This window comes from Streptomyces sp. NRRL B-1347 (assembly GCF_000720325.1).
In the GTDB taxonomy this organism is placed as follows: domain Bacteria; phylum Actinomycetota; class Actinomycetes; order Streptomycetales; family Streptomycetaceae; genus Streptomyces.
Window position 1 is genome coordinate 1 of record NZ_JOJM01000005.1, and the last position, 25,416, is coordinate 25,416.

26 protein-coding genes are annotated in these 25,416 nt (G+C 73.0%); 12 read left to right on the forward strand and 14 right to left on the reverse strand.

Annotation, left to right across the window (positions count from 1 at the left end; all coding sequences use genetic code 11):
* The coding region (locus IG74_RS54165; RefSeq protein ID WP_051854672.1) for a sigma factor at positions 1 to 1,439 on the reverse strand (1,439 nt) is incomplete at its 3' end.
* A 179-nt stretch (positions 1,440 to 1,618) separates the two neighbouring features.
* Here IG74_RS54165 and IG74_RS0107350 point away from each other — a divergent pair.
* Both IG74_RS0107350 and IG74_RS0107355 read left to right on the forward strand, forming a co-directional pair.
* Positions 1,619 to 2,032 (forward strand): SsgA family sporulation/cell division regulator, encoded by a 414-nt coding sequence (locus IG74_RS0107350; RefSeq protein ID WP_030671533.1) that lies wholly within the window; start codon positions 1,619 to 1,621, stop codon positions 2,030 to 2,032.
* A gap of 131 nt (positions 2,033 to 2,163) precedes the next feature.
* The gene (locus IG74_RS0107355; RefSeq protein ID WP_030671536.1) at positions 2,164 to 2,895 is read left to right on the forward strand and encodes a siderophore-interacting protein; all 732 of its coding nucleotides are present in this window, start codon (positions 2,164 to 2,166) and stop codon (positions 2,893 to 2,895) included.
* Between the two features lie 49 nt (positions 2,896 to 2,944).
* Here the strand turns inward: IG74_RS0107355 and IG74_RS0107360 are convergent, their stop codons facing one another.
* The 4 genes from IG74_RS0107360 to IG74_RS0107375 all read right to left on the reverse strand — a co-directional run bounded on the left by IG74_RS0107360 (position 2,945) and on the right by IG74_RS0107375 (position 7,777).
* Positions 2,945 to 3,943, reverse strand: coding sequence for a Gfo/Idh/MocA family protein (locus tag IG74_RS0107360; protein WP_030671539.1), 999 nt, complete (start codon positions 3,941 to 3,943; stop codon positions 2,945 to 2,947).
* On the reverse strand, positions 3,940 to 5,148 hold the full coding sequence (locus IG74_RS0107365; protein ID WP_078868650.1) for a D-alanyl-D-alanine carboxypeptidase family protein: 1,209 nt from the start codon (positions 5,146 to 5,148) through the stop codon (positions 3,940 to 3,942). Before IG74_RS0107365 ends, IG74_RS0107360 begins: the two co-directional genes overlap by 4 nt.
* A gap of 230 nt (positions 5,149 to 5,378) precedes the next feature.
* Entirely contained in the window at positions 5,379 to 6,503 is a 1,125-nt protein-coding gene (locus IG74_RS0107370; RefSeq protein ID WP_030671544.1) for a carboxylate-amine ligase, read from the reverse strand.
* 53 nt (positions 6,504 to 6,556) lie between these two features.
* A complete protein-coding gene (locus tag IG74_RS0107375) occupies positions 6,557 to 7,777 on the reverse strand; it encodes an MFS transporter (protein WP_051854673.1) in 1,221 nt (406 codons plus the stop codon).
* Between the two features lie 145 nt (positions 7,778 to 7,922).
* On the opposite strand from IG74_RS0107375, the gene IG74_RS0107380 reads away from it, so the two are divergent.
* The 3 genes from IG74_RS0107380 (at position 7,923) to IG74_RS0107390 (ending at position 9,949) form a co-directional block, all read left to right on the forward strand.
* Positions 7,923 to 8,696 (forward strand): AraC family transcriptional regulator, encoded by a 774-nt coding sequence (locus IG74_RS0107380; RefSeq protein ID WP_051854674.1) that lies wholly within the window; start codon positions 7,923 to 7,925, stop codon positions 8,694 to 8,696.
* Between the two features lie 154 nt (positions 8,697 to 8,850).
* Complete coding sequence (locus IG74_RS0107385; protein WP_234334262.1) at positions 8,851 to 9,276, forward strand: peptidase inhibitor family I36 protein; 426 nt, start codon at positions 8,851 to 8,853, stop codon at positions 9,274 to 9,276.
* A gap of 79 nt (positions 9,277 to 9,355) precedes the next feature.
* Positions 9,356 to 9,949, forward strand: a complete 594-nt coding sequence (locus tag IG74_RS0107390) for a helix-turn-helix domain-containing protein (protein WP_030671554.1) — start codon at positions 9,356 to 9,358, stop codon at positions 9,947 to 9,949.
* Between the two features lie 73 nt (positions 9,950 to 10,022).
* Here IG74_RS0107390 and IG74_RS0107395 read toward each other — a convergent pair whose 3' ends face one another.
* On the reverse strand, positions 10,023 to 10,949 hold the full coding sequence (locus IG74_RS0107395) for a S1 family peptidase (protein ID WP_051854675.1): 927 nt from the start codon (positions 10,947 to 10,949) through the stop codon (positions 10,023 to 10,025).
* Between the two features lie 368 nt (positions 10,950 to 11,317).
* On the opposite strand from IG74_RS0107395, the gene IG74_RS0107400 reads away from it, so the two are divergent.
* On the forward strand, positions 11,318 to 11,950 hold the full coding sequence (locus tag IG74_RS0107400; RefSeq protein WP_030671560.1) for a GNAT family N-acetyltransferase: 633 nt from the start codon (positions 11,318 to 11,320) through the stop codon (positions 11,948 to 11,950).
* Positions 11,951 to 12,062: 112 nt separating this feature from the next.
* On the opposite strand, the gene IG74_RS0107405 is transcribed toward IG74_RS0107400, so the two are convergent.
* Together IG74_RS0107405 and IG74_RS0107410 are read right to left on the reverse strand one after the other, a co-directional pair.
* The gene (locus tag IG74_RS0107405; RefSeq protein WP_030671562.1) at positions 12,063 to 12,932 is read right to left on the reverse strand and encodes an AraC family transcriptional regulator; all 870 of its coding nucleotides are present in this window, start codon (positions 12,930 to 12,932) and stop codon (positions 12,063 to 12,065) included.
* A 30-nt stretch (positions 12,933 to 12,962) separates the two neighbouring features.
* Entirely contained in the window at positions 12,963 to 13,916 is a 954-nt protein-coding gene (locus tag IG74_RS0107410; RefSeq protein WP_199818796.1) for a LysR family transcriptional regulator, read from the reverse strand.
* A 90-nt stretch (positions 13,917 to 14,006) separates the two neighbouring features.
* On the opposite strand from IG74_RS0107410, the gene IG74_RS0107415 reads away from it, so the two are divergent.
* Positions 14,007 to 15,431, forward strand: coding sequence for an aspartate aminotransferase family protein (locus tag IG74_RS0107415; RefSeq protein ID WP_234334263.1), 1,425 nt, complete (start codon positions 14,007 to 14,009; stop codon positions 15,429 to 15,431).
* A gap of 25 nt (positions 15,432 to 15,456) precedes the next feature.
* Here IG74_RS0107415 and IG74_RS0107420 read toward each other — a convergent pair whose 3' ends face one another.
* The 4 genes from IG74_RS0107420 to IG74_RS0107435 are packed head-to-tail and all read right to left on the reverse strand — an operon-like array spanning position 15,457 to position 19,774.
* Positions 15,457 to 16,527: a hypothetical protein gene (locus IG74_RS0107420; RefSeq protein ID WP_158857512.1), complete on the reverse strand. Its 1,071-nt coding sequence runs from the start codon at positions 16,525 to 16,527 to the stop codon at positions 15,457 to 15,459.
* Complete coding sequence (locus IG74_RS0107425; protein WP_030671585.1) at positions 16,520 to 17,566, reverse strand: hypothetical protein; 1,047 nt, start codon at positions 17,564 to 17,566, stop codon at positions 16,520 to 16,522. Before IG74_RS0107425 ends, IG74_RS0107420 begins: the two co-directional genes overlap by 8 nt.
* Positions 17,567 to 17,612: 46 nt before the next feature.
* The gene (locus IG74_RS0107430) at positions 17,613 to 18,497 is read right to left on the reverse strand and encodes a TRAFAC clade GTPase domain-containing protein (RefSeq protein WP_158857514.1); all 885 of its coding nucleotides are present in this window, start codon (positions 18,495 to 18,497) and stop codon (positions 17,613 to 17,615) included.
* On the reverse strand, positions 18,494 to 19,774 hold the full coding sequence (locus tag IG74_RS0107435; RefSeq protein ID WP_158857516.1) for a hypothetical protein: 1,281 nt from the start codon (positions 19,772 to 19,774) through the stop codon (positions 18,494 to 18,496). Before IG74_RS0107435 ends, IG74_RS0107430 begins: the two co-directional genes overlap by 4 nt.
* Positions 19,775 to 20,194: 420 nt before the next feature.
* On the opposite strand from IG74_RS0107435, the gene IG74_RS0107445 reads away from it, so the two are divergent.
* Positions 20,195 to 20,749 (forward strand): DinB family protein, encoded by a 555-nt coding sequence (locus tag IG74_RS0107445; RefSeq protein ID WP_030671596.1) that lies wholly within the window; start codon positions 20,195 to 20,197, stop codon positions 20,747 to 20,749.
* A 69-nt stretch (positions 20,750 to 20,818) separates the two neighbouring features.
* On the opposite strand, the gene IG74_RS0107450 is transcribed toward IG74_RS0107445, so the two are convergent.
* Entirely contained in the window at positions 20,819 to 21,310 is a 492-nt protein-coding gene (locus IG74_RS0107450) for a glutathione peroxidase (protein WP_030671599.1), read from the reverse strand.
* A 10-nt stretch (positions 21,311 to 21,320) separates the two neighbouring features.
* Entirely contained in the window at positions 21,321 to 22,145 is an 825-nt protein-coding gene (locus IG74_RS0107455; protein WP_030671602.1) for an ABC transporter permease, read from the reverse strand.
* Between the two features lie 110 nt (positions 22,146 to 22,255).
* Here IG74_RS0107455 and IG74_RS0107460 point away from each other — a divergent pair, with 110 nt between their 5' ends.
* The 4 genes from IG74_RS0107460 to IG74_RS0107475 all read left to right on the forward strand — a co-directional run bounded on the left by IG74_RS0107460 (position 22,256) and on the right by IG74_RS0107475 (position 25,335).
* The gene (locus tag IG74_RS0107460) at positions 22,256 to 23,341 is read left to right on the forward strand and encodes an S-(hydroxymethyl)mycothiol dehydrogenase (RefSeq protein WP_030671605.1); all 1,086 of its coding nucleotides are present in this window, start codon (positions 22,256 to 22,258) and stop codon (positions 23,339 to 23,341) included.
* Positions 23,341 to 23,988, forward strand: a complete 648-nt coding sequence (locus IG74_RS0107465) for an MBL fold metallo-hydrolase (RefSeq protein ID WP_030671608.1) — start codon at positions 23,341 to 23,343, stop codon at positions 23,986 to 23,988. Before IG74_RS0107460 ends, IG74_RS0107465 begins: the two co-directional genes overlap by 1 nt.
* Before the next feature lie 83 nt (positions 23,989 to 24,071).
* A complete protein-coding gene (locus IG74_RS0107470) occupies positions 24,072 to 24,485 on the forward strand; it encodes a GNAT family N-acetyltransferase (protein ID WP_030671610.1) in 414 nt (137 codons plus the stop codon).
* Positions 24,486 to 24,618: 133 nt separating this feature from the next.
* The gene (locus IG74_RS0107475) at positions 24,619 to 25,335 is read left to right on the forward strand and encodes a DUF2470 domain-containing protein (RefSeq protein ID WP_030671614.1); all 717 of its coding nucleotides are present in this window, start codon (positions 24,619 to 24,621) and stop codon (positions 25,333 to 25,335) included.
* The last annotated feature ends 81 nt before the right edge of the window (positions 25,336 to 25,416 follow it).

Genomic DNA, 25,416 nt, shown 5'->3' on the forward strand with positions numbered 1-25,416 from the left:
GGGGTAGGCGTCGGCTCCGGCGGGCGCGGAGGTTCCGGTCGCGTCACGGGCGGGGTGGGCAGGACGGGCGGGGCGGGCTGCGCCTGCTCGGGCGGTGCGGGGGCCGGGGCCGGGTCCTGCGGCTGCTCGACGGGCTGCTCGACAGGCTGGTCAGCCGGTTGTTCGACGGGTTGCCCTGCGGGCTGTTCGACGGGCTGCTCGGCCTGAGCCTGCGGAGGCACCGGAGCCTCGGGCCGTGGCGGCTCGGGTTCCCCCTGCGCCGCGCCCTCAGGCGCCCCCGGCTCCGCCGCCGTGCCCGGCCGGGGCTCCGGAGCGGTGACGTCCCGCGCCGGCTCCGGCGCCTTGCCCGGAGCCTCCACCGGCTGGGACGCCACGCCGCTCTCCGCCGTCGTGGCACGTGCGGGGGCCGCGGAGTGGCCCGTACCGCTCAGGACGAGGCCCGCCGCGACGGCCGCTCCGGCCACCGTCGTGCCGACGGCCCCGACCACAGCCGCGGGGAACTTCCCGCCCGCCGTCAGGGCGTGACGTATGCCGTGCAGCAGTCCGCCGGAGCCCGGCGTGCCGCCGCCGGTGGACGCGGCGGCCGCGGCCCCGGCGCCCGCTCCGGCCGCGAGCGGCACCAGGAACTTGCCCGCGCCGCCGAGGACGAACACGAGCAGGGCGGGCCCGACGAGGGCGGGCAGCCGGTGGTTGGCGCTGGTCAGCAGGGCGAGGCGGGCCCGGCAGTCGGAGCAGCCGCCGAGGTGGGCGACGAGCGTCTCGGACTGCCGGGGCGAGGCCTCGCCGCGGATGTGCGCGGGCATGCGGTCCCAATGGGTCCCGCAGGCCGGGTTCGCGGGCGTACCGGGGTGCGTGCGCAGGAAGGCCTGGCGCATGCCCTCGCGGGCCCGGTGCAGCAGCACCGCCGTGGCCCCGCGGCCCGCGCCGATGCTCCGGCCGATCGCGTCGAGCGGCTGGCCCTCCGCCTCGGCGAGCCACAGCGCCTTCACCCAGCGCTCGGGCAGCTGGCCGAGGACGCGCGTCAGGAGGTCGACGGACGACACCCGCGCTGCCGGGTCGCCCTCGCCGTCGGCCACGGTGGTGACGTCGACGACCTCGGGCGCCCGCACTGCCTGCGGATCGTGCGGGGTCTCCTTCGCCGCGGCCTGCCCCACGGACACGGCGAGGTGCCGCACGGTCGTCATGAGGTACGCCGCCACGTTGTCGATCTCGTGCCCCGCGGCCAGGCGCCGCCAGACGCGGAAGTGCGCCTCGGCGACCAGGTCGTCGGCGACCCAGGCGTTGCCGGTCAGCGAGCGGGCGTACGCCACGAGGCGCGGGTGCTCGGCCTCGTAGACGCGCGCGTACGAGGCGGTCACGGCCCCGGTCGCGTCGGCGGCGGGCTCGGCCGGAACGCCGACGGGGGCGTCAGGGGGGACGTCGGCAGGGACGTCGGACATGACAGGACACTCCTGTCCCACGGCGGGGTGGTGGGTGAGTTCGAAAGACTAGGTGAGAAATGTCGGACATATCAGGGATAGGTGACGCAGGTCACAGTGGGCTCTTCATGCACTCCCGTAATGCGGGCACCCGTCACCGGGTCGTAGGGGTAAGGAACCGGCAGAAGTGGAGCCCGACCATGGCCGTCACGCTCGAGCAGTCCGCCCGTGCCCGCCTGATCACCCCCGAGGGTCGTGAGCGTCCGATCGCGGTGGCGCTGCGCTACGCGGCGAGCGATCCGCTCGCGGTGCAGGTCGCCTTTCCGGCCGAGGTGTCCCTGGATGGCGCCGAGGTCACCTGGATCTTCGCCCGGCGCCTGCTGGAGGAGGGGCTGAGTGCCCCGGCGGGCACGGGGGACGTGCACGTGTGGCCGTGCGGCCGCGCGCGCACCGTCCTGGAGTTCCACGCGCCGCACGGCCTCGCGCTCGTGCAGTTCGACCGGGGTGCGCTGCGGCGCTTCCTGATGCGCACCTATGCCGTCGTGGCCGCCGACGGCGAGGAGGCGGGGCTCGATCTGGACCGCGGTCTGACGGAACTCCTCGGTGGGGTCTGAACTCCTCGGCGGAGGCTGAATCGGTGGCGCCCGCCCCCTTGAAAATAGGTTAGGCTAGCCTAACTCGATCACGTGCGCCTGCATGTTCCACGTGAAACGGGCGTTTCAGGATCTCAGGGGAGGAGACCGGGGTGGGCCACGGCTGGGAAGGCGTCGTCCTCAAGCTGTTCCGCGGCAAGGACTTCCGGTTCACGGTGACCGGTGCCGAGGACGTGACGGAGCACTACCGTCGCCTGCACGTCAGTGACGGCGGCATGCTCGCGCAGACCGGTGTGCACCCCACGATGTGGGTGCGGCTGTGGTTCGACAACGCGGGCAAACCGCATCAGCGCGCCTACACCCTCGTCGACCCCGATCCCGAAGAGGGCACGTTCAGCCTGGAGTTCGCGCTGCACGACGGCTGTGCGAGCGAGTGGGCACGCAAGGCAGGACCGGGTGACACCATCGAGGCGACCGTGCAGGGCACCGGCTTCGACCTGCCGCAGCCGGAGCCGTCGCGGCTGCTCGTCATGGGCGACCCGGCGTCGCTGCCCGCGGTGAACTCCCTCCTGGAAGCGATGCCGGGCATCCCCGCGACGATCTGGTTCGAGACGCAGCACGACTCGGACCGCGAACTGCCGCTGGGCGTCGACCCGGCGCTCCACGAGGTGCACTGGATCGACCGGCAGGCCTCCGGCGCCGAACTGGTGAAGCAGGCCAAGGCGGGCCTCGCCGCGGCCCTTGAGTCCGCGCCCGACGCCTATGCGTGGATCACCTGCGACACGACGACCACCCGCGCCCTGACGGCGTACGTACGCAAGGAACTGGGCCTGCCCAAGGACCGGGTCCACGCGCTCGGCTACTGGCGGCCGGGGCGCGGCTGACGGCGACGGCGCGCGGTGCCGCGGTGCGCGGGGCGGCACGGCGTGCCGCTCAGGGGCGCTCGGCCAGCTCCACGGTGACCCGCTGCCCGGAGTCGAGCGCGCGCACCCCGGCCTCGGCGACGGCTGCCGCCGCGTAACCGTCCCAGGCGCCGGGCCCCGCCGTCCGCCCCGCGCGCGCCGCTCGCACCCAGGCCCGGACCTCACGGTCGTAGGCGTCGGCGAAACGCACCAGGTAGTCCTGGGCGATCTCCCGGCGCGTCCCGCCCCGTGACCGCACGACCATCGCCTGCTCGTCGCCGACGCCCGCGGTGCCCCGCTCGCACACCGCCTCGCACGTCACCTCGTAGCCGAAGCCGCAGTTGACGAAGACCTCGATGTCGACCAGCGCGCCGCCGTCCGTTTCGAGGAGCACCAACTGGGGGTCGAGCAGTCCGGCGGGCGCACCGGACGACGGCCGGGGCCGGGCCACGGTCACCGCCGTGACCTCGTGGCCGAGCAGCCAGCGCGCCGCGTCGATCTCGTGGGACACCGAACTGCTGATGAGCATCGACGAGGTGAAGTGCGGGGGAGAGGCCACGTTGCGGTGCCGGCAGTGCAGCATCAGCGGCCTGCCCAGCTCATCGGTGTCCAACAGCGTCTTGAGCCGCCGGTACGCGGAGTCGTAGCGGCGCATGAACCCCACCTGGATCAGGGCGCGCCCGGCCCGCGCCTCCGCCTCGACGACCCGCAGCGCCGCCCGGGGGTCCGGCGCGAGGGGCTTCTCGCACAGCACGGGCAGGCCCCGCGCGACGGCGGCGAGCAGTGCCTCCTCGTGCGTGGCGTCCGGGGACGCCACCAACACGGCCCGCACGTCGGGCTGATGCAGGGCGGCGAGGGCCTCGGCGTGCACGCGCACGCCGTCGAGCCCGGCCACGGCCTGCTCGGCCCGTCCCGTGTCCGGGTCCGCGACGGCCACCACGCGCGCGCCGGCCGTCCGTGCGAGACGGCGTACATGGTCGGCACCCATGTGGCCCGCCCCCAGGACGGCCACCCCCAGCGGCTCGCTCACTCCACGAACTCCCCTCCCGCGCCCGACCGTCGGGCCACCGTAGCCGCACGCCGCCGCACGATCACCACGCACCCGGCGAGCAGCACCACCGCGCCCGCCCCGACCAGGACGAGGGCGGGCCAGGCGGAGTCGTCGTCGGCCTCCTCCGACGGCGCGAACGCGGGGGCGGCCGCGGCCGCGTGCCGGGCCCGGTCCGGCGCCGTACGGGGCTTCGCGGGCAGCAGCGAGCCGACCGGCCGCACCCGGCCCGCCGCCGCGAAGCCCCAGTCGAGCAGCCGCCTGGCCTCCTCGTACACGGCGTAGCCGCCGTTCTGAGGGTTCATCACCGTCACCACGAGCGTGCGCGCGCCCCGGTGGGCGGCGGCGATGAGGGTGTTCCCGGCCCGGCTGGTGTAACCGTTCTTGACGCCGATCAGACCGGGGTAGCGGGCGACGCCGCCCGCGCCGGTGAGCAGCCGGTTGGTGTTCTGGATCGGGTACGACCAGCCGCCCGCGGGGAAGGAGGCGACCGTCGTCGAGCAGTAGCGCGCGAACTGCGGGTCCGCGAGGCCCGCCCTGCCGAACACCGCCAGGTCGTACGCCGAGGAGACCTGGCCCGCGGCGTCGTAGCCGTCCGGCGAGACGACGTGCGTGTCGCGGGCGCCGAGCGCGCGGGCCTTGGCGCGCATCTGCCGGACGGTGCGGTCCATGCCGCCGTTCATCGCGGCGAGCACGTGCACGGCGTCGTTGCCGGAGCTGAGGAACACGCCGCGCCACAGGTCGGACACGCGGTAGCTGCGGCCCGCCGAGACCCCCACCAGGCTGCTGCCGCCGCCGACGCGGGCGAGTTCGGCATCGGTGACCGTGTGCCGCGTGTCCGGGTGCAGCCGGGGCAGCGCCGCCAGGGCGAACAGCGACTTGAGCGTGGAGGCGGGCGGCAGCCTGCGGTGCGCGTCACGGGCGGCGAGCACCTCCCCGGTGCGCGCGTCGGCCACCACCCAGGACAGGGCCGAGACGCCGGCGGGCAGCGCGGGGGCGGCCGAGCCGGGCCGCACCTGGGTGCCGGGCCGGTCGAGCAGCGACGAGGTGTACGCGGGCTGCCGCACGGGCGGGGTGGGCTCGGCGCACGCGGCGGTGCCGGTGAGGCAGACCAGCGCCCCGGTGGTGAGGACCGAGGTGCGGAAAAGGGAGCGGCGCAGCGCGGGCGACAGAAAACTGATGATCATTCAGCCACCGTAGGAGCGGCCCCAGGACCGCGCAGATCGGCTTGGCCCGGCCGGGGTCATCGGGGGCTCGAACTCCGCCAGTCGGGCGGTGCGCACGGCCCGCGCCGACCCGGCAGGGGCGACGTCCCAGCCCTCCTGCCCGAACGGCCCCTCCTCCGGCGCCGCGGCCGGAAGTCGACGGTGGGACGGCCGACGTCGCGCCGGGGAGGCCCCGGCGCCCGGGGAAGAGGTCAGGTTTCGACGCTGGAGATGAGGTGGTCGATGACGTCCACCGGGCTTCCGCGCCGCCGGTACGCGGCCCGCTGGCGTTCGGCGCCGCCACCGTCGGCCTGGAGGCGGGACCAGGCGGCGCGCACGAGAGGGAGGTCGCCGTGGCGTTCCAGCGCGGGCCGGGCCCGGCTCAGGAGGTGCGCGGCCTGGTCGGCCGCGGGCGCGAGGCGCCTGGTGGACAGGTCGATGCCCACCCCGCCGAGCCCGTCGCGCGCGGCCCGCCAGCAGGCGGCCCGCAGCATCTCGGGCGGCGGCCGGAGCGGGGGCACCCCGGCCTCGATGGCCTGGAGCGCGGCGCAGGCCAGCGCCCTGACGACACCGGCCAGCAGGACCACGTCGCTCACGGTGGGCAGCGCGTCCGCGACCCGGACCTCCACCGTGGGCACGTGGTGCGAGGGCCGGATGTCCCAGTACAACCCGCCCCGGTCCAGGAGGGTGTCGGTGGCGATCAGGTCCTCCACGAGGTCCTCGAAGTGGCTCTGGGACTCGAAGTACGGCGGCGGCCCCGAGACCGGCCAGCGCCCCCAGACCAGCGTGCGCCAGCTGGCGTACCCGGTGTCCTCGCCGTACCAGTACGGGGAGTTGGCCGCCAGGGACACGAGCGCGGGCAGCCACGGGCGCAGGTGGTTGCTCACCCGCAGCGCGGTCGGCAGATCGGGGATCCCGACGTGGATGTGGCAGGCGCAGGTGCTCTGCTCGTAGTCGAGCGCGCGGAACTGGGCGAGGCTCTTCACATAGCGCGGTGTGCTGGTGAAGGCCGGTGGCACGGGGTGCCCGAGTACCGGCGTGCCGCTGGAGATGACGCGCAGCCCCTGCCGGGCCGCGGCCCGGGCGATGCCGCTGCGCGTGGACCGGATCTGGACGGCCAGTTCGGCCAGTTCAGTGTGCGGGTCGGTGCGTCCTTCGACCTGGTAGCGCGTGATTTCCGTGGAGACCCGGTCCTTGAGTTCACCTGCGGCCTCCGCCACGACCTTGTCGGCGCTGGGGCTCAGCTGCCGGGTGACCGGATCGACCAGCAGGTACTCCTCCTCGACCCCCACCGTGACGGCCGCTGCCGACCCTGCCCTGTCCCCGGGGATTCCCATAGTGGCCATGGTGACACCCGGAGGAAAACCCGGATCTGACGGAATATCGCCAATTACACCGCGCGTCGCGCCGCGCGTGGGGAGGCCCCAGGCGACGTGCCCGCCGGGTGATCGTGGCGAGGGGGTTCGTCGGCCGGTTCCGGGGCAAGGGGTTCCGGCTGGGCGGGTTCGCGCAGCGGCCGCAGCAGGAGCCAGCCGATGGCGGGAAGCACGATCAGCGGCGCCAGGGCGGTACGCAGCGAGGTGGCGTCGGCGAGGGTGCCGATGAGCGGGCTGGCGACGCCGCCGACGCTGACGGTCAGGCCGAGGGTGACGCCGCTCGCGGTGCCGACGCGGCTCGGCAGATAGTCCTGGCCGAGGGTGACGTGGAGGGAGAAGGGCACGTACAGACCCGCCGACGTGAGCGCCACGAAGACGTAGAGCAGCGGTCCGGGGACCAGGACGACACCGGCGACGGCGAGCACGCTCACGGCGTACGACCACCGCACGACGGTGACCCGGCTGTAGCGGGTGGCGAGCCGTCCGCCGATCACCGTGCCCACGGCGCCGCCGATGTAGAGCACGAACAGACCGGCCGTACCGGCGACTTCACCGCCGCCGACGCGCTCGCGCACGTACAGGGCGATGAACGCGCTCAGTCCGACGAAGACGATGGAGCGGCACACGATCGCGCCGGACAGACGGAGGAACGAGGCCCAGTCGTCGGCGCCGGTGCCCTTGGCCGCGCGGGCGGCCGCCGCCGTGGCCGCGAGCGGCGCCTTGACCCCGCGCAGCGCCGCCGCGCACAGCGCCGCACCGGCGAGGGCGGGCACGACGAGGAGCGGCGAGGCCCGCAGACCGCCGGTGGCGACGACGGCCGCGACGAGCAACGGGGCCGTGGCGAAGCCGATGTTGCCGCCGAGGGAGAACCAGCCCATCGCCGTGTGGCTGCCGCGGCTGGCGACGCGCGCCACCCGCGCGGCCTCCGGGTGGTAGGCGGCGACCCCGACGCCGGACAAGGCGACCACCGCCAAGGTCAGGGCGTAGGAGTCGAAGACGCCGCTGAGCGCGACACCGGCGCCGCCGACCACCGTGCTCACCGGCAGCAGCCACGGCATCGCCCACCGGTCGGTGAGCGCCCCGAACAGCGGCTGCACCACCGACGAGAGCAGCGAAGCGGCGAGGACGATGCCGGAGGCGGCGGCGTAGGTGTACGCCCGCTCGGACACGAAGTAGGGGACCAGGGCGGCCACGGCTCCCTGGTAGACGTCCACACAGGTGTGGCCGAGGGACATCAGGGTCAGGGGCCTGTTGCGAGGTGAGGGCTTGGACACGGACCGATCGTCGCCCCGCCGCACCCTGTCGGGCTTCCGATAAAGTGCCAAGGTCTACCGATTTCCCGCCACCGTGGCGCACGCCGTACGGGGAGGCCGTCAGCCCATGCCGCACACCGCGCCCCCGCCGGAACCGGAGCCCGTCCGCTACACCCCCGTGGCCCCGACCCACGTCCGGGTCCTCGCTCCCGGGGACCGCATCGACGCGCACCGGCACGACGACCACCAGATCGCGTACGCGGGCTCGGGGGTCGTCGCGGTCACCACGGACGCCGGCACGTGGTACGCGCCCGGCACCCGCGCCATCTGGGTGCCCGCGGGCACCGTCCACTCCCACCGGGCGTACGGACACCTGGAGATGTACTTCGTCGGCCTGCCCGCCGACGACAACCCGCTGCACCTCGACGAGCCGACCGTCCTCGCCGTCAGCCCGCTGCTGCGCGAGCTGATCATCGAGTACGCCCGCGGCCCCAAGGACGAGCGCCCGGAGCGCCGTCGGCTGCGCGCGGTCCTGCGCGACCAGCTGCGCGCCTCCCCGCAGCAGCCGGTGCGGCTGCCGACGCCCGCGGACCCGCGCCTCGCGGCGGTCTGCGCGCTCGTCCACGACCACCCCGCCGACCCCCGCACCCTGGCTGAGCTGGGCGGCGCGACCGGCGTCGGCGAGCGCACCCTCAGCCGCCTCTTCCGGTCCGAGCTCGGCATGACCTTTCCGCAGTGGCGCACCCAGTCGCGGCTCTACCACGCCCTGCGGATGCTCGGCGACGACCTCCCCGTCACAGCGGTGGCGCACCGCTGCGGCTGGTCGTCGACGAGCGCGTTCATCGACGTCTTCCGGCGCTCGTTCGGCTACACGCCGGGCACCCACCAGCGGCGGGTCTGAGCTTCCGGCACCGCGCAGGTTCCCGTGCGTCCCTCCTGTGGGGGATCGCGACACACCGAGCAGATCAACAAACCTGGGGGGACCACGGCCCGCGTGCCACCGTTCCGGTGGCCGCAGCCCGCGCACGCGCGGGCCCCGAGAACGGAGGATCGGCATGCCCCAGGTGAAGGCGATGAGGAAGAGGATCTCCGCACTGCTCGTGGCGGTGGCCGCCACGGCCGTCGCGGCGGCCCCGGTCTCCACGGCCCACGCGGCCGACGGGTACGACCGGTGCCCGGTCGGCTTCTACTGCATGTTCTCGGGCCTCGACGGGACCGGCGAAATGATCAAGCTCAGCGGGAACACCCCGGACCTCGCCGGGCTCGGTATGGACAACCGCGCCAAGTCGGACTGGAACCGCACGTCGTCGACCATCTACCTCTGGTCGGAAGCGGACTACTCCGGCTGTACGGCCGTGACCTCTTCAGGGCCGACGGGCAAGGGCAACTTCTTCCCCGCCTACCAGGACTTCTTCAGCTCGGTGCAGTTCGACGGCGCGAGCGGCCCGAGCTGCGGGACGCCGCCCGGCGAGGACGGCTGAGCCTGCGGGCGGGAGCGCCCCGGCCCGGGCGCTGAGACCCCCGGGCCCGGCGGGGGAGAGGCGGTCTTAGGATGCGGTCATGGCTGCTCAGGACCCCTTGACCCGTACGTCCTCCAGGGACCCGGAGCTGGGCTTTCCGCCCCCGGGCGAGGTCCTGCACCGGCTGCGCACCCAGCGGGGCATGTCGCTGCGTCAGGTGGCCGCGGAGTGCGGCCTGTCCGTGTCGTTCCTCGCCTCCCTCGAGCGCGGCGAGACCGACATCGCCCTGGAGCGGCTCGGGCGCCTCGCCAAGGTCTTCGGCCACGACGTCGGCTCGTTCCTCGGCTTCTCCCGGGGCCGCGCCACGCCCTCGGTGTACCCGAGGGAGGAACAGGAGACCCTGAACCGTGCCCCGGGAGTCGTCTACCGCGTGCTGCGCGCCCCTGAGCTCGGCTACCAGGTCGTCACCGGGGACTTCGCACCGCACAGCGGCCTGGTCGAGGACCTCCAGCACGAGGGCACCGACCTGGTGATGGTCACCCGCGGCACGCTCGTGGCCCGCTACAACGGCGTCGACCACGAACTGCGCGAGGGGGACCGCATCCAGTGGGCGGCCGGGCATCCGCACACCTTCCGCAACGACGGCGACGAGCCCGCGCAGATGGTCGTCGTGCTGTTCTCCAGCCTGTACTGAGCATTCGGTACCGCCCGTGCGGCGGGGCCACGGAGGCGACTGCCGCCGCGCACCCCGCCGTCTCGGCTGGTCGCTAGTTGCGGCCGGCGGGCGTGCGGTGCTTCGCCGTGGCCGCGGGCTTGGGCAGGGTGCAGCCCGGCCGGTTCAGGTCGATCTTGTTGCCGGTGCCGACGCAGGGGACGACGATGTAGGTCTGCTGCGCGTACCCGATGCTGTTGCGCACGGTGACGTTGCCGTTCTCGTCGACTTCACAGGGGTTGTTGTCGGTGCAGCGCTGGCCGTTCTCGTTGATGGTGTTGTTGACGGCCACGACCTTGCCGGTCTGGTCGTCGATCACCGGCGAGCCGGAGGTGCCGCCGATGACCTGGCAGGGCTGGGTGTAGCGGACCGAGTCCTTCCAGGTCCAGCGCCCTTCCTTGAGCCGGTACGCGAAGCCGTCGATGTTGCACTTGTACATCCGCTTCCAGTAGCCGGACGCGACGGTGATGGCCCGGCCCGCCTGCGGGTGTGCGGCGTCGAGGTCGAGGGCCTTGATGCCGTAGCGGGTCTCTATGTCGCGGTAGGTGCTGGTGAGTTCGTACAGCGAGACGTCGGTGTCCGTCATCGTGCCGTACGCGATCTTGCTGGCGCGCACGGTGCCCGCGTTGCCGCCGCTTGCGTTCAGGAGCGTGAAGCTGCGGGTCGACGGCCGGTCGACGATGACCTGGCCGGGGCCGGGGAAGCCGGTCTCCAGGCAGTGGCCGTTGGACAGGACGAGCGCGCGGTCGGTGGGCTGGGAACTGGGCACGCGCACGACGGAGCCGGAGCAGTTGCTCAGCGCCACGGTGCCCGCGTAGGTGACGGCCTTGGCTTTGACGTCGGCCTTGACATCGGCAACGGGCTGCGTCGCCGTCGTGCGCTTGTCGGCCGTCGGCGCCTCGTTGCTGACGGCGGCCGCGGGCATCGCCGTCGCGCCGAGGAGCAGCGCGGTGAAGACGGCACCGACGAGAGGCTTGTTCATGTGGGGGTCCCCTCTGATGGCTGTGTGACCGAAGATGCTTCGGTTTTGTCATGCGCATCCTTAAGGGATCCTGCCGCCAGGACAAGACCGCGTACGGTCAAGTACGGCGGCGAGGGCCGGGGTTGACCCCGACGGGCTCGTCTGCGCAGGCCATGGCCCGGGAGTGATGGGCACTCGGCCCCCTGAAGCGCCTCCCCTCTGAGGCCGCGCACGGGCTGCGCGGCCCCTCCCGGTGAACCGACGTGCTCCACAAGGGACTTCAAGGCTCCCACTGTGAGCGATATTCTGTTCTGGCGTACTGTTTATCGTACGAAGCTCGCGTGTGACGCACACGTGGGGCCAAGGAGCGACGACTTCGGGAGGACTGTGTGGTTCCGGAACTTGTCAGGACCTGGGCGGCCGGCTGGGCCGTGTCGCGGCGCACGCCGCCGCCGGTGGAACTGCCCTGGGGGATCTACCTCGACGTGGGCAGCGCGGGTCAAGTGGGGCGCCACGTACTGCCGTACGCCACCGAGTCCGTCGTGCGCGCGGCGGCGGCCTCGGCGAGCGTGCCGGACACCTGGCTCAAGGTGCCCGGCGAGCCGGCGGAGATCGAGCCCTGGCTGCCCGAGGGCTGGGTGGTCGACAAGGAGGAGTGCGGCTACCTGATGTCCGCGGACCTCCGGGCCACGCACCCGGCCGTACCGGACGGCTACGCCGTGTCGGTGGAGACGCACGACGGTGTCACCTTCGTGCGCGTGCACGACGAGACGGGCGCACCGGCGGCCCGGGGGCAGATGGCCGTCCTCGGCGAGGCCACCGTCGTGGACCGCGTCGTCACGGAGGAGGCGCATCGCCGTCGGGGCCTGGGCAGTTGCGTGATGGGCGTCCTCGCCGACGAGGCGCTGGCGCGCGGCGCGGGCCTCGGCGTCCTGGGCGCGACCGACGACGGCCACGCCCTGTACGAGACGCTCGGCTGGAAGCTGCGCGCTCCGCTGACGGCGTGCATCTACCGGCCGTGACCTGCGGTCCGGCGGGCGGCGACGGCGTCCAGCACCTACGGGCCGGGCCCCCGTTGTGAGCACGCGTGGTGGCGTGGGCGGGGCCCCGTCCACGCCACCACGCCGTGGCTGCTCAGCCGGAGGCGGACCGCTCCACGGGAATCCAGAGCTTCGCGTCCGCCCGCGTCCGGTCCTCGGACACCTCCACTTGGAGAATCTCCGGCCCCGGCCTGCTCCGGTACGGGTTCGACGGGAACCACTGCGTGAACACGTCCCGCCACAGGTGCTGGAGCGCCTGCGGGAACGGGCCGGAGTTCTCGAAGACGGCCCACGCCCCCGCGGGAACGGCGAGGACGTCCATGTCCTCCGGCGCATCGGCGCCCGTCACCACCCCGTGGTAGTAGTCGAGTTCGGTCCCCTCGGCACGGCTGGGGTCGAGCTGGTCGCTGACCCCGACGATCCCCTTCGGCTCCTGGTCGGACAGCTCGGTGACGCGCCGCAGCGTCTCGGCGCCGATGCCGCGGATGAACTCCGCGATCGCCTGGTTGGGCCCTTCGTGGACGAGCGGGACACGGGCCTTCTTGCCCACCACGCGGAACTCGTCCTTGTCCACGATCCGATAGCGCATGCTGCTGCTCCCTTCGACGATGAGTCGGAAGGACATCCGGGGCTGGGAGCGCAGCGCCGCTCCGGTGCGGCGGGCCTCGCTCGGCCCCACACCGTGGACGGCGCGGAACGCCCGCGCGAAGGCCTCGCCCGAGCCGTAGCCGTAGCGCACCGCGATGTCGAGCAGCGTCCGCTCACCGGCGAGCACCTCGGCGCCCGCCGTGGACAGCCGCCGCAGCCGGATGTACTCCGACAGCGGGACTCCCGCGAGCGCCGAGAACAGCCGCCGGAAGTGGTACTCCGACGTCATGGCGATGCGCGCGAGCTCGCTCACCTCGATGGGCTCGTCGAGGTGTGCCTCGATGTGCTCCATGGCCTGGTTCAGCCGCTCCAGCACCCGGATCTCCTTCCCTTTCGTTCACTCACGTTAGGAAGGGGTCACCCCGCCCGACCCGACATCCTGTGCCCGGTGCGGTCGGGTGCCCGCGGGCAGGGACGCGTCCGGAGGCTGCCGCAGCGCGTCGAGCACGGCGCGCACCGCCGCGCGCGGGGGAGCGCCGCGGCGGACCGCCGCCGTGATGGTGCGCGTCACGGGGGTCGCGAGTTCGCTGGTGGCGACGCGATAGCGGCGGTCCACCGCCAGGCCGGGAAGGAGCGCGATCGAAAGGCCCGCCTCGACGTGCTGGAGCGCCATCATGTAGTTGCTGAACCGGCACACCACCCGCGGCTCGAACCGCGCCTGGCGGCACAGCCGCAGCGCGAGGTTCGCCATGTACGACTGCGGCATGTCGAACGCCCACGCCTCGTCGGCGAGGGCCGCCAGGTCCACGGCGCCCCGCCCGGCCGCCGGATGCCCGGGCGGCACCACCAGCAGGATCGAGTCCGTGGCCAGCGGCACGAGGTCGAGGTCGGGCCCCAGCGGCAGCTCGTCGAAGTCCGTGGTCGTGATGATGAGGTCCACGTCGCCGCCCCGCAGCGCGGGCATGCTCTCGTGCGGCTCCAGCTGGAGCACCTCGACGTCCAGGTGCGGATGCTCCCGCGCGAGCCGGGTCACCGCCGGTACGGCCAGGGTGTGGATCGCGCTCTGGAACGCCCCGAGGCGCACGAGCCCGGCCGGTTCCTCGCCGAACCCGAGCAGCTCGGCCTCGACGCTGTCCATGTGGTCGAGGATCGCCCGGGCCCGCCGCGCCAGGATCAGCCCGGCGGAGGTCAGACGCACCCGGCGCCCCGTTCGTTCGATCAGCTGCGTGCGCGTCTCGGACTCGAGCACGGCGAGCTGCTGCGACACGCTCGACGGGCTCAGACTGGCGGCCTGGGCGACCGCCCGGACGGTGCCCAGCGTGTCCAGCTGGGTGAGCAGACGCAGTCTCCAGGGGTTCATCACCCCCCGATTATTGTGCGGCTCAGCCGAACAGGAAAGCCGGAATTGTGAGATGGACGCGTCGCTCGGACGCGGCCTACCGTCGGCCGCATGGCTGCTTCGACCACCCCGCCGCGATCCACCCCGCCGCAATCTGCCCCGCCGCGATCCGCCCCCCTGCCCCGCACCGCCCCGGCGGCCCCGGCCCTCGCCCCCGCCCTCGCGCCGTCGTCCTCGCCGGAGGCCTTCTGGGCCGACGCCGAGCGGCATCTGGTCCGGTACGGCGGCGCGTTCACACGGGAGATCATCGACCGCGCCGCAGGCAGCTTCGTGTACACCGCGGACGGCCGGAAGATCCTCGACTTCACCTCCGGCCAGATGAGCGCGATCCTCGGCCACTCGCACCCGGACATCGTCGCCACCGTTCAGCAGGGGATCGCGACGCTCGACCACCTCTTCAGCGGGATGCTCAGCCGCCCCGTCGTCGACCTCGCCCGGCGCCTCGCCGAGACCCTGCCCGCGCCGCTGGAGAAGGCGCTCCTGCTGACCACGGGCGCCGAGTCGAACGAGGCCGCCGTCCGGATGGCCAAGCTCGTCACCGGCAAGCACGAGATCGTCTCGTTCGCGCGGTCCTGGCACGGCATGACGCAGGCCGCCGCGTCCGCCACGTACAGCGCGGGCCGCAAGGGCTACGGCCCGGGCGCGCCGGGCAACTTCGCCATTCCCGTGCCGAACGCGTACCGCCCCGACTTCACCACGGCCGACGGCGCCCTCGACTGGCGCCGCCAGCTGGACTTCGCCTTCGACCTGATCGACGCCCAGTCGACCGGCAGCCTCGCCGCGTGCCTCGTCGAGCCGATCCTCAGCTCCGGCGGCATCATCGAGCCGCCGCCCGGCTACTTCGCGGCCCTGCGGGACAAGTGCCGGGAACGCGGCATGCTGCTGATCCTCGACGAGGCGCAAACCGGCCTGTGCCGCACCGGGACCTGGTACGCCTTCGAGCGCGACGGCGTCGTGCCCGACATCCTCACGCTGTCCAAGACGCTCGGCGCCGGGCTCCCCCTCGCGGCCGTGGTGACCAGCGCCGAGATCGAGCAGGAGGCGTACGAGCGCGGGTACCTGTTCTTCACCACGCACGTGGCCGACCCGCTGGTGGCCGCGGTCGGCAACACCGTCCTCGACGTCCTGGTCCGCGACCGGCTCGACGAGCGGGCACGGTCCCTCGGCGCCTTCCTCCGCCAGGGCCTCACGGACATCGCCGAACGGCACGAGGTCGTCGGGGACATCCGCGGCCGGGGTCTGCTGGCCGGGCTCGAACTCGTCGTGGACCGGGAGAGCAAGCGGAGCTCCAGCGAGCTGGGCGCGCACGTGACCCGGCGCTGCCTCGAACTGGGTCTGCACATGAACATCGTCCAGCTGCCGGGCATGGGCGGCGTCCTGCGGATGGCACCGCCGCTGACCGCCACCGAGGACGAGCTGTCCCTCGGCCTGACCATCCTCGACCAGGCGATCGGCGAGGCCCGCGCCGGGCGCTGAGGACCGGCGCCGGGGCCGGGCCGCGTCACCGCTCGTCGCGCTCCGGGCGTCCCTGGCTCCCGGGCTCGGCCGGGGGCCGGGCCAGGCGTTTCACCTTGCGCCCCCACTCCCTGAGGCTGAACAGCGAAGGCCGCTTCGCTGACGCCTTCTTCACCGGATCCTGCAAAGCGGCGGGTGGCGTCCCGGAGCTGTCCGTGCCGGGCGGTCGCAGGGCGCGCGGCACGGGCGGCAGGTCGGTCCGGCCGGAGGGCGAGCCACCACCCGGGCGGGGACCGGACTTCTTGGCAGCCGGTGCCGCACCGGGCGGCGGCCGTGACGGCGGAGCGGGCGGCGGGGCCGGCAGGCCCGCCTTCACCACCTCGCGCACGTCATCGGCGGCGATGTCGGAGCGGATCCCCGCAAGCGCCTGGGCGTCCCGGGCCCGGCGCCAGCCGACGGACACCGCGCAGGGCAGCCCGCTGTCCCTCGCGATGCGCCACGGGACGTCGGCGTCCTGCGCGGGCCAGTGCAGCGGGTGCTCCGGCTCGGGACGCGGCGGAACCGTCCCCGCCGGGGCCGCCCCCCACGGCGGCGGGCCCGGCGGCGGCTCGTGCGGCTGGTGGAGCCGGCTCGGGTGGGTCTCCCAGTCCGCCCTCATCCACTTCTCGTACACCGGGGCCGCCCAGGGCACGTAGCGGTCCCGGAGCTCGGCGAGGACGGGGCCGCCGCCCGCGGCCTCGGCCAGCGGCGCGCACCAGCCGACGAAGCAGTACAGGGGGCGCGAGCCGTCGGTGTTCATGGAGGTGCTGATCTCGGCGGCGCGGCAGGCGACGCCGACCAGTCGGCTGCCGCGGTTCTGCGCGAGCAGGAACCGCGGCCCCTGGTCCAGGTCCCGGCCGCCCGCGGTCACCCCCGTGACCACGGCGGCCAGCCACTCCCGGTCCACGTCCCCCGGAACCGCCCGCCACCAGCGGTCGGCCCGCCTGGTGCGGCCGTAGACCACGGGAGTCCACGGCCCCCGTTCCGGTGGGCGGGCCTCCCCCCGCGGGGAGGTCCCGGCCGCGTCCGGGGGCTCGCCGGGCTCCGTCGGCCGGTGCGCCTCGCCTGGCTCAGACATCGCTGATCTTCACTCCGTCCTTGAAGACGGGAAGGCCCTTGAGCTCACGCGCGACGCGCGTGTGGAACTCCAGGGCCAGCTGCGCCATCTGGGCGACTTCCTCCACCCGCTTACGAGCGTCCACCACCGCCTCGACGTATTCAAGGTGGCGGCCCTTGCGCCAGAAGGTGGGGCGGTGGTTCGCGACGGCCAGCTCGCGCCGGCTCACCTCCTGGCGGAAGTCGGACTCCGTCTGGTGCAGGCCGAGGCGGATCTCCTCCAGGTACCGCAGGAGCGAGAAGAGGATCGGCTTGTGCAGCCCCATGGGGCGCACGGTCTGCGGGTCCACCTGCTGGGTCTCCTCGGCGCCGAAGTGCCCCAGCATCACCGGGCAGACGAGGGTGGTGACGCCCTGCTGGAAGCAGACCGGCAGCACCTTCGTGACGTCCTCCACCAGTTGCTCCCAGATGACCGTGCGCTCGGCCGGGGAGCGCGCCTCCGCCACCAGGTCCGCCTTGGTCACCAGGACGACGATCGCGGGCGGCGGCTGGTCGGCCTTCCTCCTGTTCCGCATCGACTCCTGGAGGAGGTAGGTCATGCGCTGGGCCTTGGAGGCGCGCTGCACCCGCCGCACGGTGTTGGGCGTCACCGGATCCCGCAGATACCTGCCGTCGAGCACCAGATAGACCGCGTCCGACAGGTCGAGCCGCGCGATGAGGGCGGAGGTGTCGCTGTCCTCGCCGCGCACCCGGTCGTCCAGGGCGCCGCCGCGGTAGTCCAGCCAGTCGATGGACAGCAGCGGGTTGAAGTGCTCCCGGAACACGAACGAGTACGGCTTGAGCTGGTCCGCCTCGTTGGGCGGCGGCAGCAGTCCGTCGTCGATGAGCGCGTCCCAGGCCTCGGACAGGTCGAGGTCCTGATCCGGGTCGGAGGCGTGCAGGAAGTAGTTGTTGAGGCCCGCCGACAGGACGGAGTACATCCCGAGGAGGAAGGTCGTCTTGCCCGAGAGGCTGGGCCCGAGCATGGTGACGGTGATCTGATGGGTGTCGTCGGTGGTCATAGCGGGCCCCCGGTCCTGCCGCGTGGATGTCGACTTTCAGAACACTTCAGAACAGTGGTAGTTCGCCCAGGAGGTTCTCGAGCCGCTTGCCCGGCTCGATGAGCGGTTGCAGCTCCGCGTACTGGGCCTGCGCCCGGTTGAGCATGTCGGCGGCGCTCCACCCCGGGTGCGGCTCGCCGCGCCAGGCCGCGCGCCAGCGCCCCACCAGGTGGTTCTGCGCCTGGTACGCGGCGGCCTGCCGCATGGCGGACTCGATCCGGCCGTTGAGTTCCTCGGCGCGCTTCGCGATGGCCCAGTAGAGACAGAAGAGCACCGGGCCCACGACGTTCTGCGGCTGTGGTCCGCAGGCCAGCTCGATGAGCGTGCCGTAGACGTGGCGGCTCTGCTGGACGGCGTTGATGAGCGGGTCGAAAGCCTGGTTGAAGCGCCGGACGTCGTCGTCACCTGCGAGCAGATCGCATTTGGTCAGGGCGATGACCAAGGGCGCGAACGTCGTCCGGTCGGCGAGTGCCGCCGTGATCGGCGCCATGAGGGACCGGACCTTGCGGGCTCCCCGGGGCGAGGTGAGGAGTTCGTACGCGTCGACGAAGACGACGAGTGCGTCCGCCGCGAGCAGGTCGCGGCGCAGCTCGGCGGACTGCCCCGAGGTGGACCGCTCGGTGAGCGCGCCGCCGCGGTGGTCGCGCCAGCGGAAGTCCACCAGGTCGCTCGGCCCGTGCCGCAGCTTCAGCTCGTAGACCTGCCGGTGGTCGGTCGGCGGCGGGTAGTCCCCGCGCAGTACGGCCTGCGCCGCGAGCAGCAGCTGGTGGTGCTGCTCGCGGTCCTGGCAGAGCACTTCGAAGCCGTACGGGCCGTTGTTCATCGTGCTGTACATCAGCGCCATGTACGTCGTCTTGCCTGCCTGGCTGTGCCCCAGCATCACTATGTTCACGACGACGTCCCGCCGCCCGTGCCGAGGGGGTCGCCGCTGGGGTCGTACCCGTGCTCGTCGTGCAGGTCGCGGGAGTACGTACCGGGAGCGGGGCGCGTCGGCCGCAGGGCGCGCGGAGTATCGGCGGGCAGCTGCGGAGCGGCGCGGCGGGGCCGCGGCGGGGCGTCCAGGCGGGTGAGCAGCCCTTGGGTGTCGGGCGATGCGGGCAGCCGCCCGAGCAGCTCCCGTGCCTTGTCCCGGTGCCTGTCGGTCAGCGGCGCCGAGCGGGCCGACTCGATGACTTCGGTGACGGTGTCGAGCGCCGTCCGCGACGCGCCCCGGCCGAGGTGCCGCTCCGCGATGTGCAGCAGGTGGTACGCGGGGTCGGCGGTGATGTCCGGGGGTACGCCGAGGTCGACGGGCCAGTCGTCGTCGCACAGGCCGGTGGCCTCGGCGGCCCGGTCGAACTGCTCGTCGTAGAGCTGCTGTTGCAGCAGGTGGAAGCCGTCCATGGCGGCCACGACGCACAGCGCCACGATGCGGCTGGCGAGTTCGCGGTTGACCTCCATCAGCTGCTGGTCGTCCGTCGGGGTCGGCAGCGGGAACGCCAGGCGTGCGCTCGCCGTCCTGTTGAGGACCTCCATCCGCTCGGGCGTCCACGCGGAGCGGGTGGGGAAGCGCAGCACGTAGACCTGCTGGCTGGCCTGGATCCGGCTGCCGCCCCGGTCGCCGTTGAGGTGGCAGCCGCCGATGCGCACGTGGAGCCGGTACAGGTCGTGCGAGGTCTCGACGACGAGCACCGGCAGGTCCCTGAGGTCGTTGGCGTAGAGCCGGGCGTGCGGCCAGGCGAAGTGCCGGTCGGTGAGCCGCACACGGAGCAGATTCAGCCGCTCGTACGACCCCAGGTCGCCCATCACCCGCGCGCGGAGCCCGTGCCAGGGAGTGCCTTCCTGGCGCGTGTCCGGCATCAGGAGGGCAAGCACCGGCTTTTGTGAGAGATCCCGATACTCGAGTTCGAGGTCCGCCCGGAAACTTCCGGGGAGTCCGTGGAACGGGTAGTGCTCGCGATCGATTTCCTCCTGGACCCGGCTGCGGCGTGCGGCTTCCTGGCGCGCCGCCTCGTCGCGGGCCAATCGTTGATTGAGCTGGGCCTCCTCGTGGAGATTCTCCTTGCGTAGGCGTTCGAGTTCTGCCTCGTGCGCTTGTGTTTCCCGGCGCTCATCGGCGGTGGCCCTTCGATCGTCGGCCGCCTGCCGGTACTGCAACCCCGCCACCAGCACATTGCTGACGGCGCTCACGATGTCTCCTGCGCCGATCATGTCGCCCATGAGTCCCCCCGGACAGGCAGCCGAAGAACATTCAGGGCCCCCGAGACCCCGATTCGTTCAACCGTTCGCCCCCAGCGTCGAGTTGAACGCAACGGCCGATTGTGTAGCCGAGATGCTACTCCAGAAAGCGATTACGAGAGCGCCTCGTGCTTTCCCGAAGAATGGAAAGGTACGGGCGCTTCCATTCGGCGTGAGGGAATGCATGCCTTTTGTGGTGCGGCAGGCTCATGTGACCGCTGGGGTGCTTCGACGAGTGGATAACCGTGCGGCCGACGGCCGCGGGCACTCCGCCGCCCCCGCGCCGCGCCCTGTCCGCCCGGATCCCGGGGAAGGCCAGTCCCGGCCAAAAACCACTGGCGGTCCCGGGGCCTCGCGAACGATCGTGGAGCCATGGATGACCCAACCTCCCGCTGGACCCAGGCGACCGTCTACCCCGACATGTGGGTGGACCCGGGCGACGACCCCCGCAACAGCGACGGGCGGACGCCGGACGGCGAGCTCGCCACGCTCCAGGACTTCCTGACGAACTACCGCTTCACCCTGCGGATGAAGTGCGAGGGCCTGGACGCGGAGCAGCTGGCCCGCCGGTCGGTGCCGCCGTCGACGATGTCGCTGCTCGGCCTGGTGCGGCACCTCGCCGAGGTGGAGCGGGACTGGCGCGGCTGGCTCGGCGATCCGGTGCCGAAGCTGTACGGCGTGCGGGACGGGGACTTCGACGGGGCCGTCGCCGATCAGGCCGTGGTCGACGCGGCGTACGCGGACCTGGAGCGGGAGCAGGCGGAGACCGACGCCGCCCTCGCCGCCTACCAGGACCTGGGCGAGCGCGTGGGCAAGGACGACATCTCGATACGGGAGCTGCTGGTGCACCGCGTGGAGGAGTACGCCCGCCACTGCGGACACGCCGACCTGCTGCGCGAGTGCGTCGACGGGCGAGTCGGTCAGTAACGGGGGACCGGCGTCACGCGCGAGGGGGCGGCACCCGCAGCCGGGTGCCGCCCCCTCGCGCCGCGGCCGTCAGGCGGGCAGCGCCGCCTCGACGGCCGCCACGACCTCGGCCGACTCGGGCTCGGTCTGCGGGGCGAAGCGGGCGGCGACCGTGCCGTCGGCGCCGATCAGGAACTTCTCGAAGTTCCACCGGATGTCGCCGGTGTGGCCCTCGGCGTCCGCCTCCGTGACCAGGCGCGTGTACAGCGGGTGCCGTCCCGCGCCGTTCACGTCGACCTTCTCCGTCAGGGGGAACGTCACGCCGTACGTCGCCGAGCAGAACTCGGCGATCTCCTCGGACGTGCCGGGCTCCTGGCCCATGAACTGGTTGCAGGGCACCCCGAGGACGGTGAAGCCGCGGGCGGCGTACGTCTCCTGGAGGCGTTCCAGGCCCGCGTACTGCGGGGTGAGGCCGCACTTGGAGGCGACGTTGACGATCAGGACGGCCTTGCCCAGGTACTGGGACAGGTCGGCGGGGCCGCCCTGGAGGCTCTCGATCTCTACTGCGTCGTAGACAGACATGCTGCGGAGCCTACGCTCCAGCCGTGCCGGGAGCGGAGTCGGCCCCGGCGGGCTCCGGCGGCTCGTCGCGGTGCAGCCGCCCGCGGGCGACCAGCTCGACGGTGACGGCCGTGGCGATCGCCTGCACCGCCATCAGGGCGATGAGGACGAACAGCTGCACCGCGCCCGCCCGCACGGGCGAGGCACCGCCGAGCAGCATGCCGACGAACGCGCCGGGCAGCGTGACGAGGCCGACGGTGCGGGTCTGGTCGAGCCCGGGCAGCAGGGCGTCGGACGCGGCCGGGCGGCTGACCTCCAGACGGGCGTCGTGCGCGAGCAGACCGAGGGCGAGGCCCGCCTCGAACTCGCCGAAGCGGGTGTGAAGTTCGTCCAACGCGCGGCGCCCGGCGAGCACCGTGGCCGTGAGCGCGCCGCCGATGAGGATGCCGGTCACCGGGATCATCGCGATGCCGCGCACGGGGACGAGCCCGGTCAGCGTGAGGACGCCGACGACCGGCACGACGGGCGTCGCGATGGGCACCGCCGCCCACCACCAGGTGCCGTTCGCAGTGATGCGGCGCCCCGCCGTGCGCGTGGCCACGGCGAACATGAGCAGCAGAAACGCGAACAGGGCCGCCGTGTGGTGGACCACCCAGCCGATGAGCAAGGAGACCGCGGCCAGTTGCGCCGTCGCCCGCGCACCGGCCACGGCGATCTCCCGGGCCCGGCCGCGCGACCCGTCGGGCGAGAGCCGGAACACCGCCGCCACCGCGGCCGCGGCCAGGAGCAGGACCAGCAGGACGACACCCAGCGTCACATTGACGGGCAGCAGCGTCTGAGCAGCGAGTACACGCACGGACACACCCTAGGCGCGGGGGCCGTAGGCTCCTTCCTACCGGCGCGTTCGTCCTCTGGTGAGGCGATTGCGCCGTACGGACGTACGCAGCGACAGAAGGGCGACCAGTCATGGCGCAGCAAGTGCGGGGCGTGATCGCACGCGCGAAGGGCGAGCCGGTGCGGATCGAGACGATCACCGTGCCGGATCCGGGGCCTGGGGAAGCCGTGGTGAAGGTCCAGGCGTGCGGGGTCTGCCACACCGACCTGCACTATCGCGAAGGCGGCATCAACGACGACTTCCCGTTCCTGCTCGGCCATGAGGCGGCGGGCGTCGTGGAGTCGGTGGGGGAGGGCGTCAGCGAGGTCGCCCCGGGTGACTTCGTGATCCTCAACTGGCGTGCCGTGTGCGGCCAGTGCCGGGCCTGTCAGCGGGGCCGCTCCCAGTACTGCTTCAACACGCACAACGCGCGGCAGAAGATGACCCTCGCCGACGGCACCGAGCTCGCGCCCGCGCTCGGCATCGGCGCGTTCGCGGAGAAGACCCTCGTCGCGGCCGGGCAGTGCACCAAGGTCGACCCGGCCGCGTCCCCGGCCGCCGCGGGCCTGCTCGGCTGCGGCGTGATGGCCGGGCTCGGCGCCGCCATCAACACCGGCGGGGTGACCCGCGGCGACTCGGTGGCCGTCATCGGCTGCGGCGGCGTCGGCAACGCGGCCGTCGTCGGGGCCCGGCTCGCCGGAGCCGCGAAGATCATCGCGGTCGACATCGACGACCGGAAGCTGGAGACCGCCCGCGGCCTCGGCGCGACCGACACCGTCAACTCCCGCTCGGCCGATCCGGTCGAGGCCGTCCGGGAGCTGACCGGCGGCTTCGGCGCCGACGTCGTCATCGACGCCGTCGGCCGCCCGGAGACGTACGAGCAGGCCTTCTACGCCCGCGACCTGGCGGGCACAGTCGTCCTGGTGGGCGTGCCGACCCCGGAGATGCGCCTCGACCTGCCGCTGCTCGACGTCTTCGGGCGCGGCGGCGCGCTCAAGTCGAGCTGGTACGGCGACTGCCTGCCCTCGCGGGACTTCCCCATGCTCATCGACCTGTACCGGCAGGGGCGGCTCGACCTCGACGCGTTCGTGACCGAGACGATCGCGCTCGACGAGGTGGAGAAGGCCTTCGAGCGGATGCACCACGGCGACGTGCTGCGCTCGGTGGTGGTCTTCTGATGGCCTCCGCGACCGCGGGCCCCGTCCGCGTCGAACACCTCGTCACCTCCGGCACGTTCTCCCTCGACGGCGGCACCTGGGACGTCGACAACAACGTGTGGCTCGTCGGTGACGACCGCGAGGTCCTGGTCGTCGACGCCGCGCACGACGCTGACGCCATCGCCGCGGCCGTGGGCGACCGGCGCGTCGTCGCCATCGTGTGCACCCACGCCCACGACGACCACGTCGACGCCGCCCCCGCGCTGGCCGAGCGCACCGGCGCGCCCGTCCTGCTGCACCCGGACGACCTGGAGCTGTGGAAGCTCACCCACCCGGACCGGGCGCCGGACGGCGAGCTGGCCGACCGCCAGGAACTGGATGTCGCAGGCACGACCCTGACGGTCCTGCACACGCCGGGCCACTGCCGGGGCGCCGTCAGCCTGCACGCGCCCGAACTGGGCACCGTGTTCACCGGGGACACGCTGTTCGCGGGCGGCCCGGGCGCCACCGGGCGGTCCTTCAGCGACTTCCCGACGATCATCGAGTCGATCCGCGAGCGGCTCCTGACGCTGCCGCCGGAGACGGTCGTACGCACCGGCCACGGCGACAGCACGACGATCGGCGCGGAGTCCGGTCACGTGCAGGAGTGGATCGCGCGCGGCCACTGACCGACGTCGCGCCCTTGGGAAGGCCACCTGCGGACATGACCCGCGGGTGGCTTTTTCGCACTGCTAGCATGTAGCAGGTGAACATGCTTACTGACCCTTACGAAGTGCGCACCGAGACGCCCTCCGTCGAGACCTACCTCCACCTTCGCGCCGCCTCTGGCCTGAGCCCCCGGACGGTCGAGCAGGCCGCGGCCGGACTGCCCCACACCTGGCACGCGGTCACCGTGTACGCGGGGGACGAGCCGGTCGGCATGGGCCGTGTCGTCGGCGACGGCGGCTGCGTCTTCCAGATCGTCGACATGGCCGTCCTGCCCGCGCATCAGGGGCGGGGTCTTGGCGGGCAGATCATGGCCGCGCTCGTCGACGAGCTGGAGCGCCGGGCGCCCGAGGGGGCGTACGTCTCCCTCATCGCCGACGGTGACGCGCGCTTCCTGTACGAGAAGTTCGGCTTCCGCGACACGGCTCCCGCGTCGATCGGGATGCACCGCCGGATCTGACGCCGGTCGTCACCCTGTCGATCCGGTGCGGGTCACGCGATCCGGCGCGGGGGGCGCGCCGCAGGTCGCGCGTGCTGGCAGCACTCCTCGATCTCCGATAAGTTAGGCAAGGCTTACCTAATGGAGGTTGAGGATGGGTGTCCGACACATCAGCACGACCATGCCCGCAGCGGCGGCGCGCGCCCGCTCCGTGCTCGCCACCGCCTGGTCCTGCGCGGTGACCACGGAGATCGGCAGGGACGAACTCCTCGGCGCCCACAGCGTCACCGAGCGGGGTGCCGTGCGCCTCAGCCCGCCGGAGGACAGCGCCCTCGCGGCCGCCCTCATCTGCGCGCCGCGCGGCGAGCCGTCCACCCTCGTGGAGTTCGCGGACGTCGCCCCGGTGCCGGTGCGGGACCGGGTGCGCAGCCGCCTGTGGCTGTCGGGCTCGCTCACGGCCACCCGCGACGAGCTCGTCTTCGAGCCGGCCACCGTCGTCCTGCACGACACCCACGGCCGCATCGGCATCGACCTCGAAGAGTTCGCGCTCGCCGACCCCGATCCGCTCGCCCACGCCGAGTCCCGGCTGCTCACCCACCTCGCCGACTCCCACCCCGACGCCGTCGAGCAGCTCACCCGGCTCATCGCGGCGGAGAGCCTGAGCGGTGTCGTGAACGTCAAACCGTTCGCCATCGACCGGCACGGCCTGACCCTGCGCCTCGAACGCGTCAGCAGTCAGGCCGACGTGCGCCTGCCCTTCCACGCGCCCGTCGAGGACCTGGGCCAGGTCACCGAGTGCATGCACGCCCTGCTCACCAAGGCGCGGCTGCTGCGCCGCCCCGCGCTGCGCCCGGCGCCCCCGGAGGCCTGAGGGCTCCTTCCGGCCGAACCGCTGTTCCCTGTGGGGGAGATGGGACCGGCATCGATCGCAGGGCCGGTTACCGGTCACCGG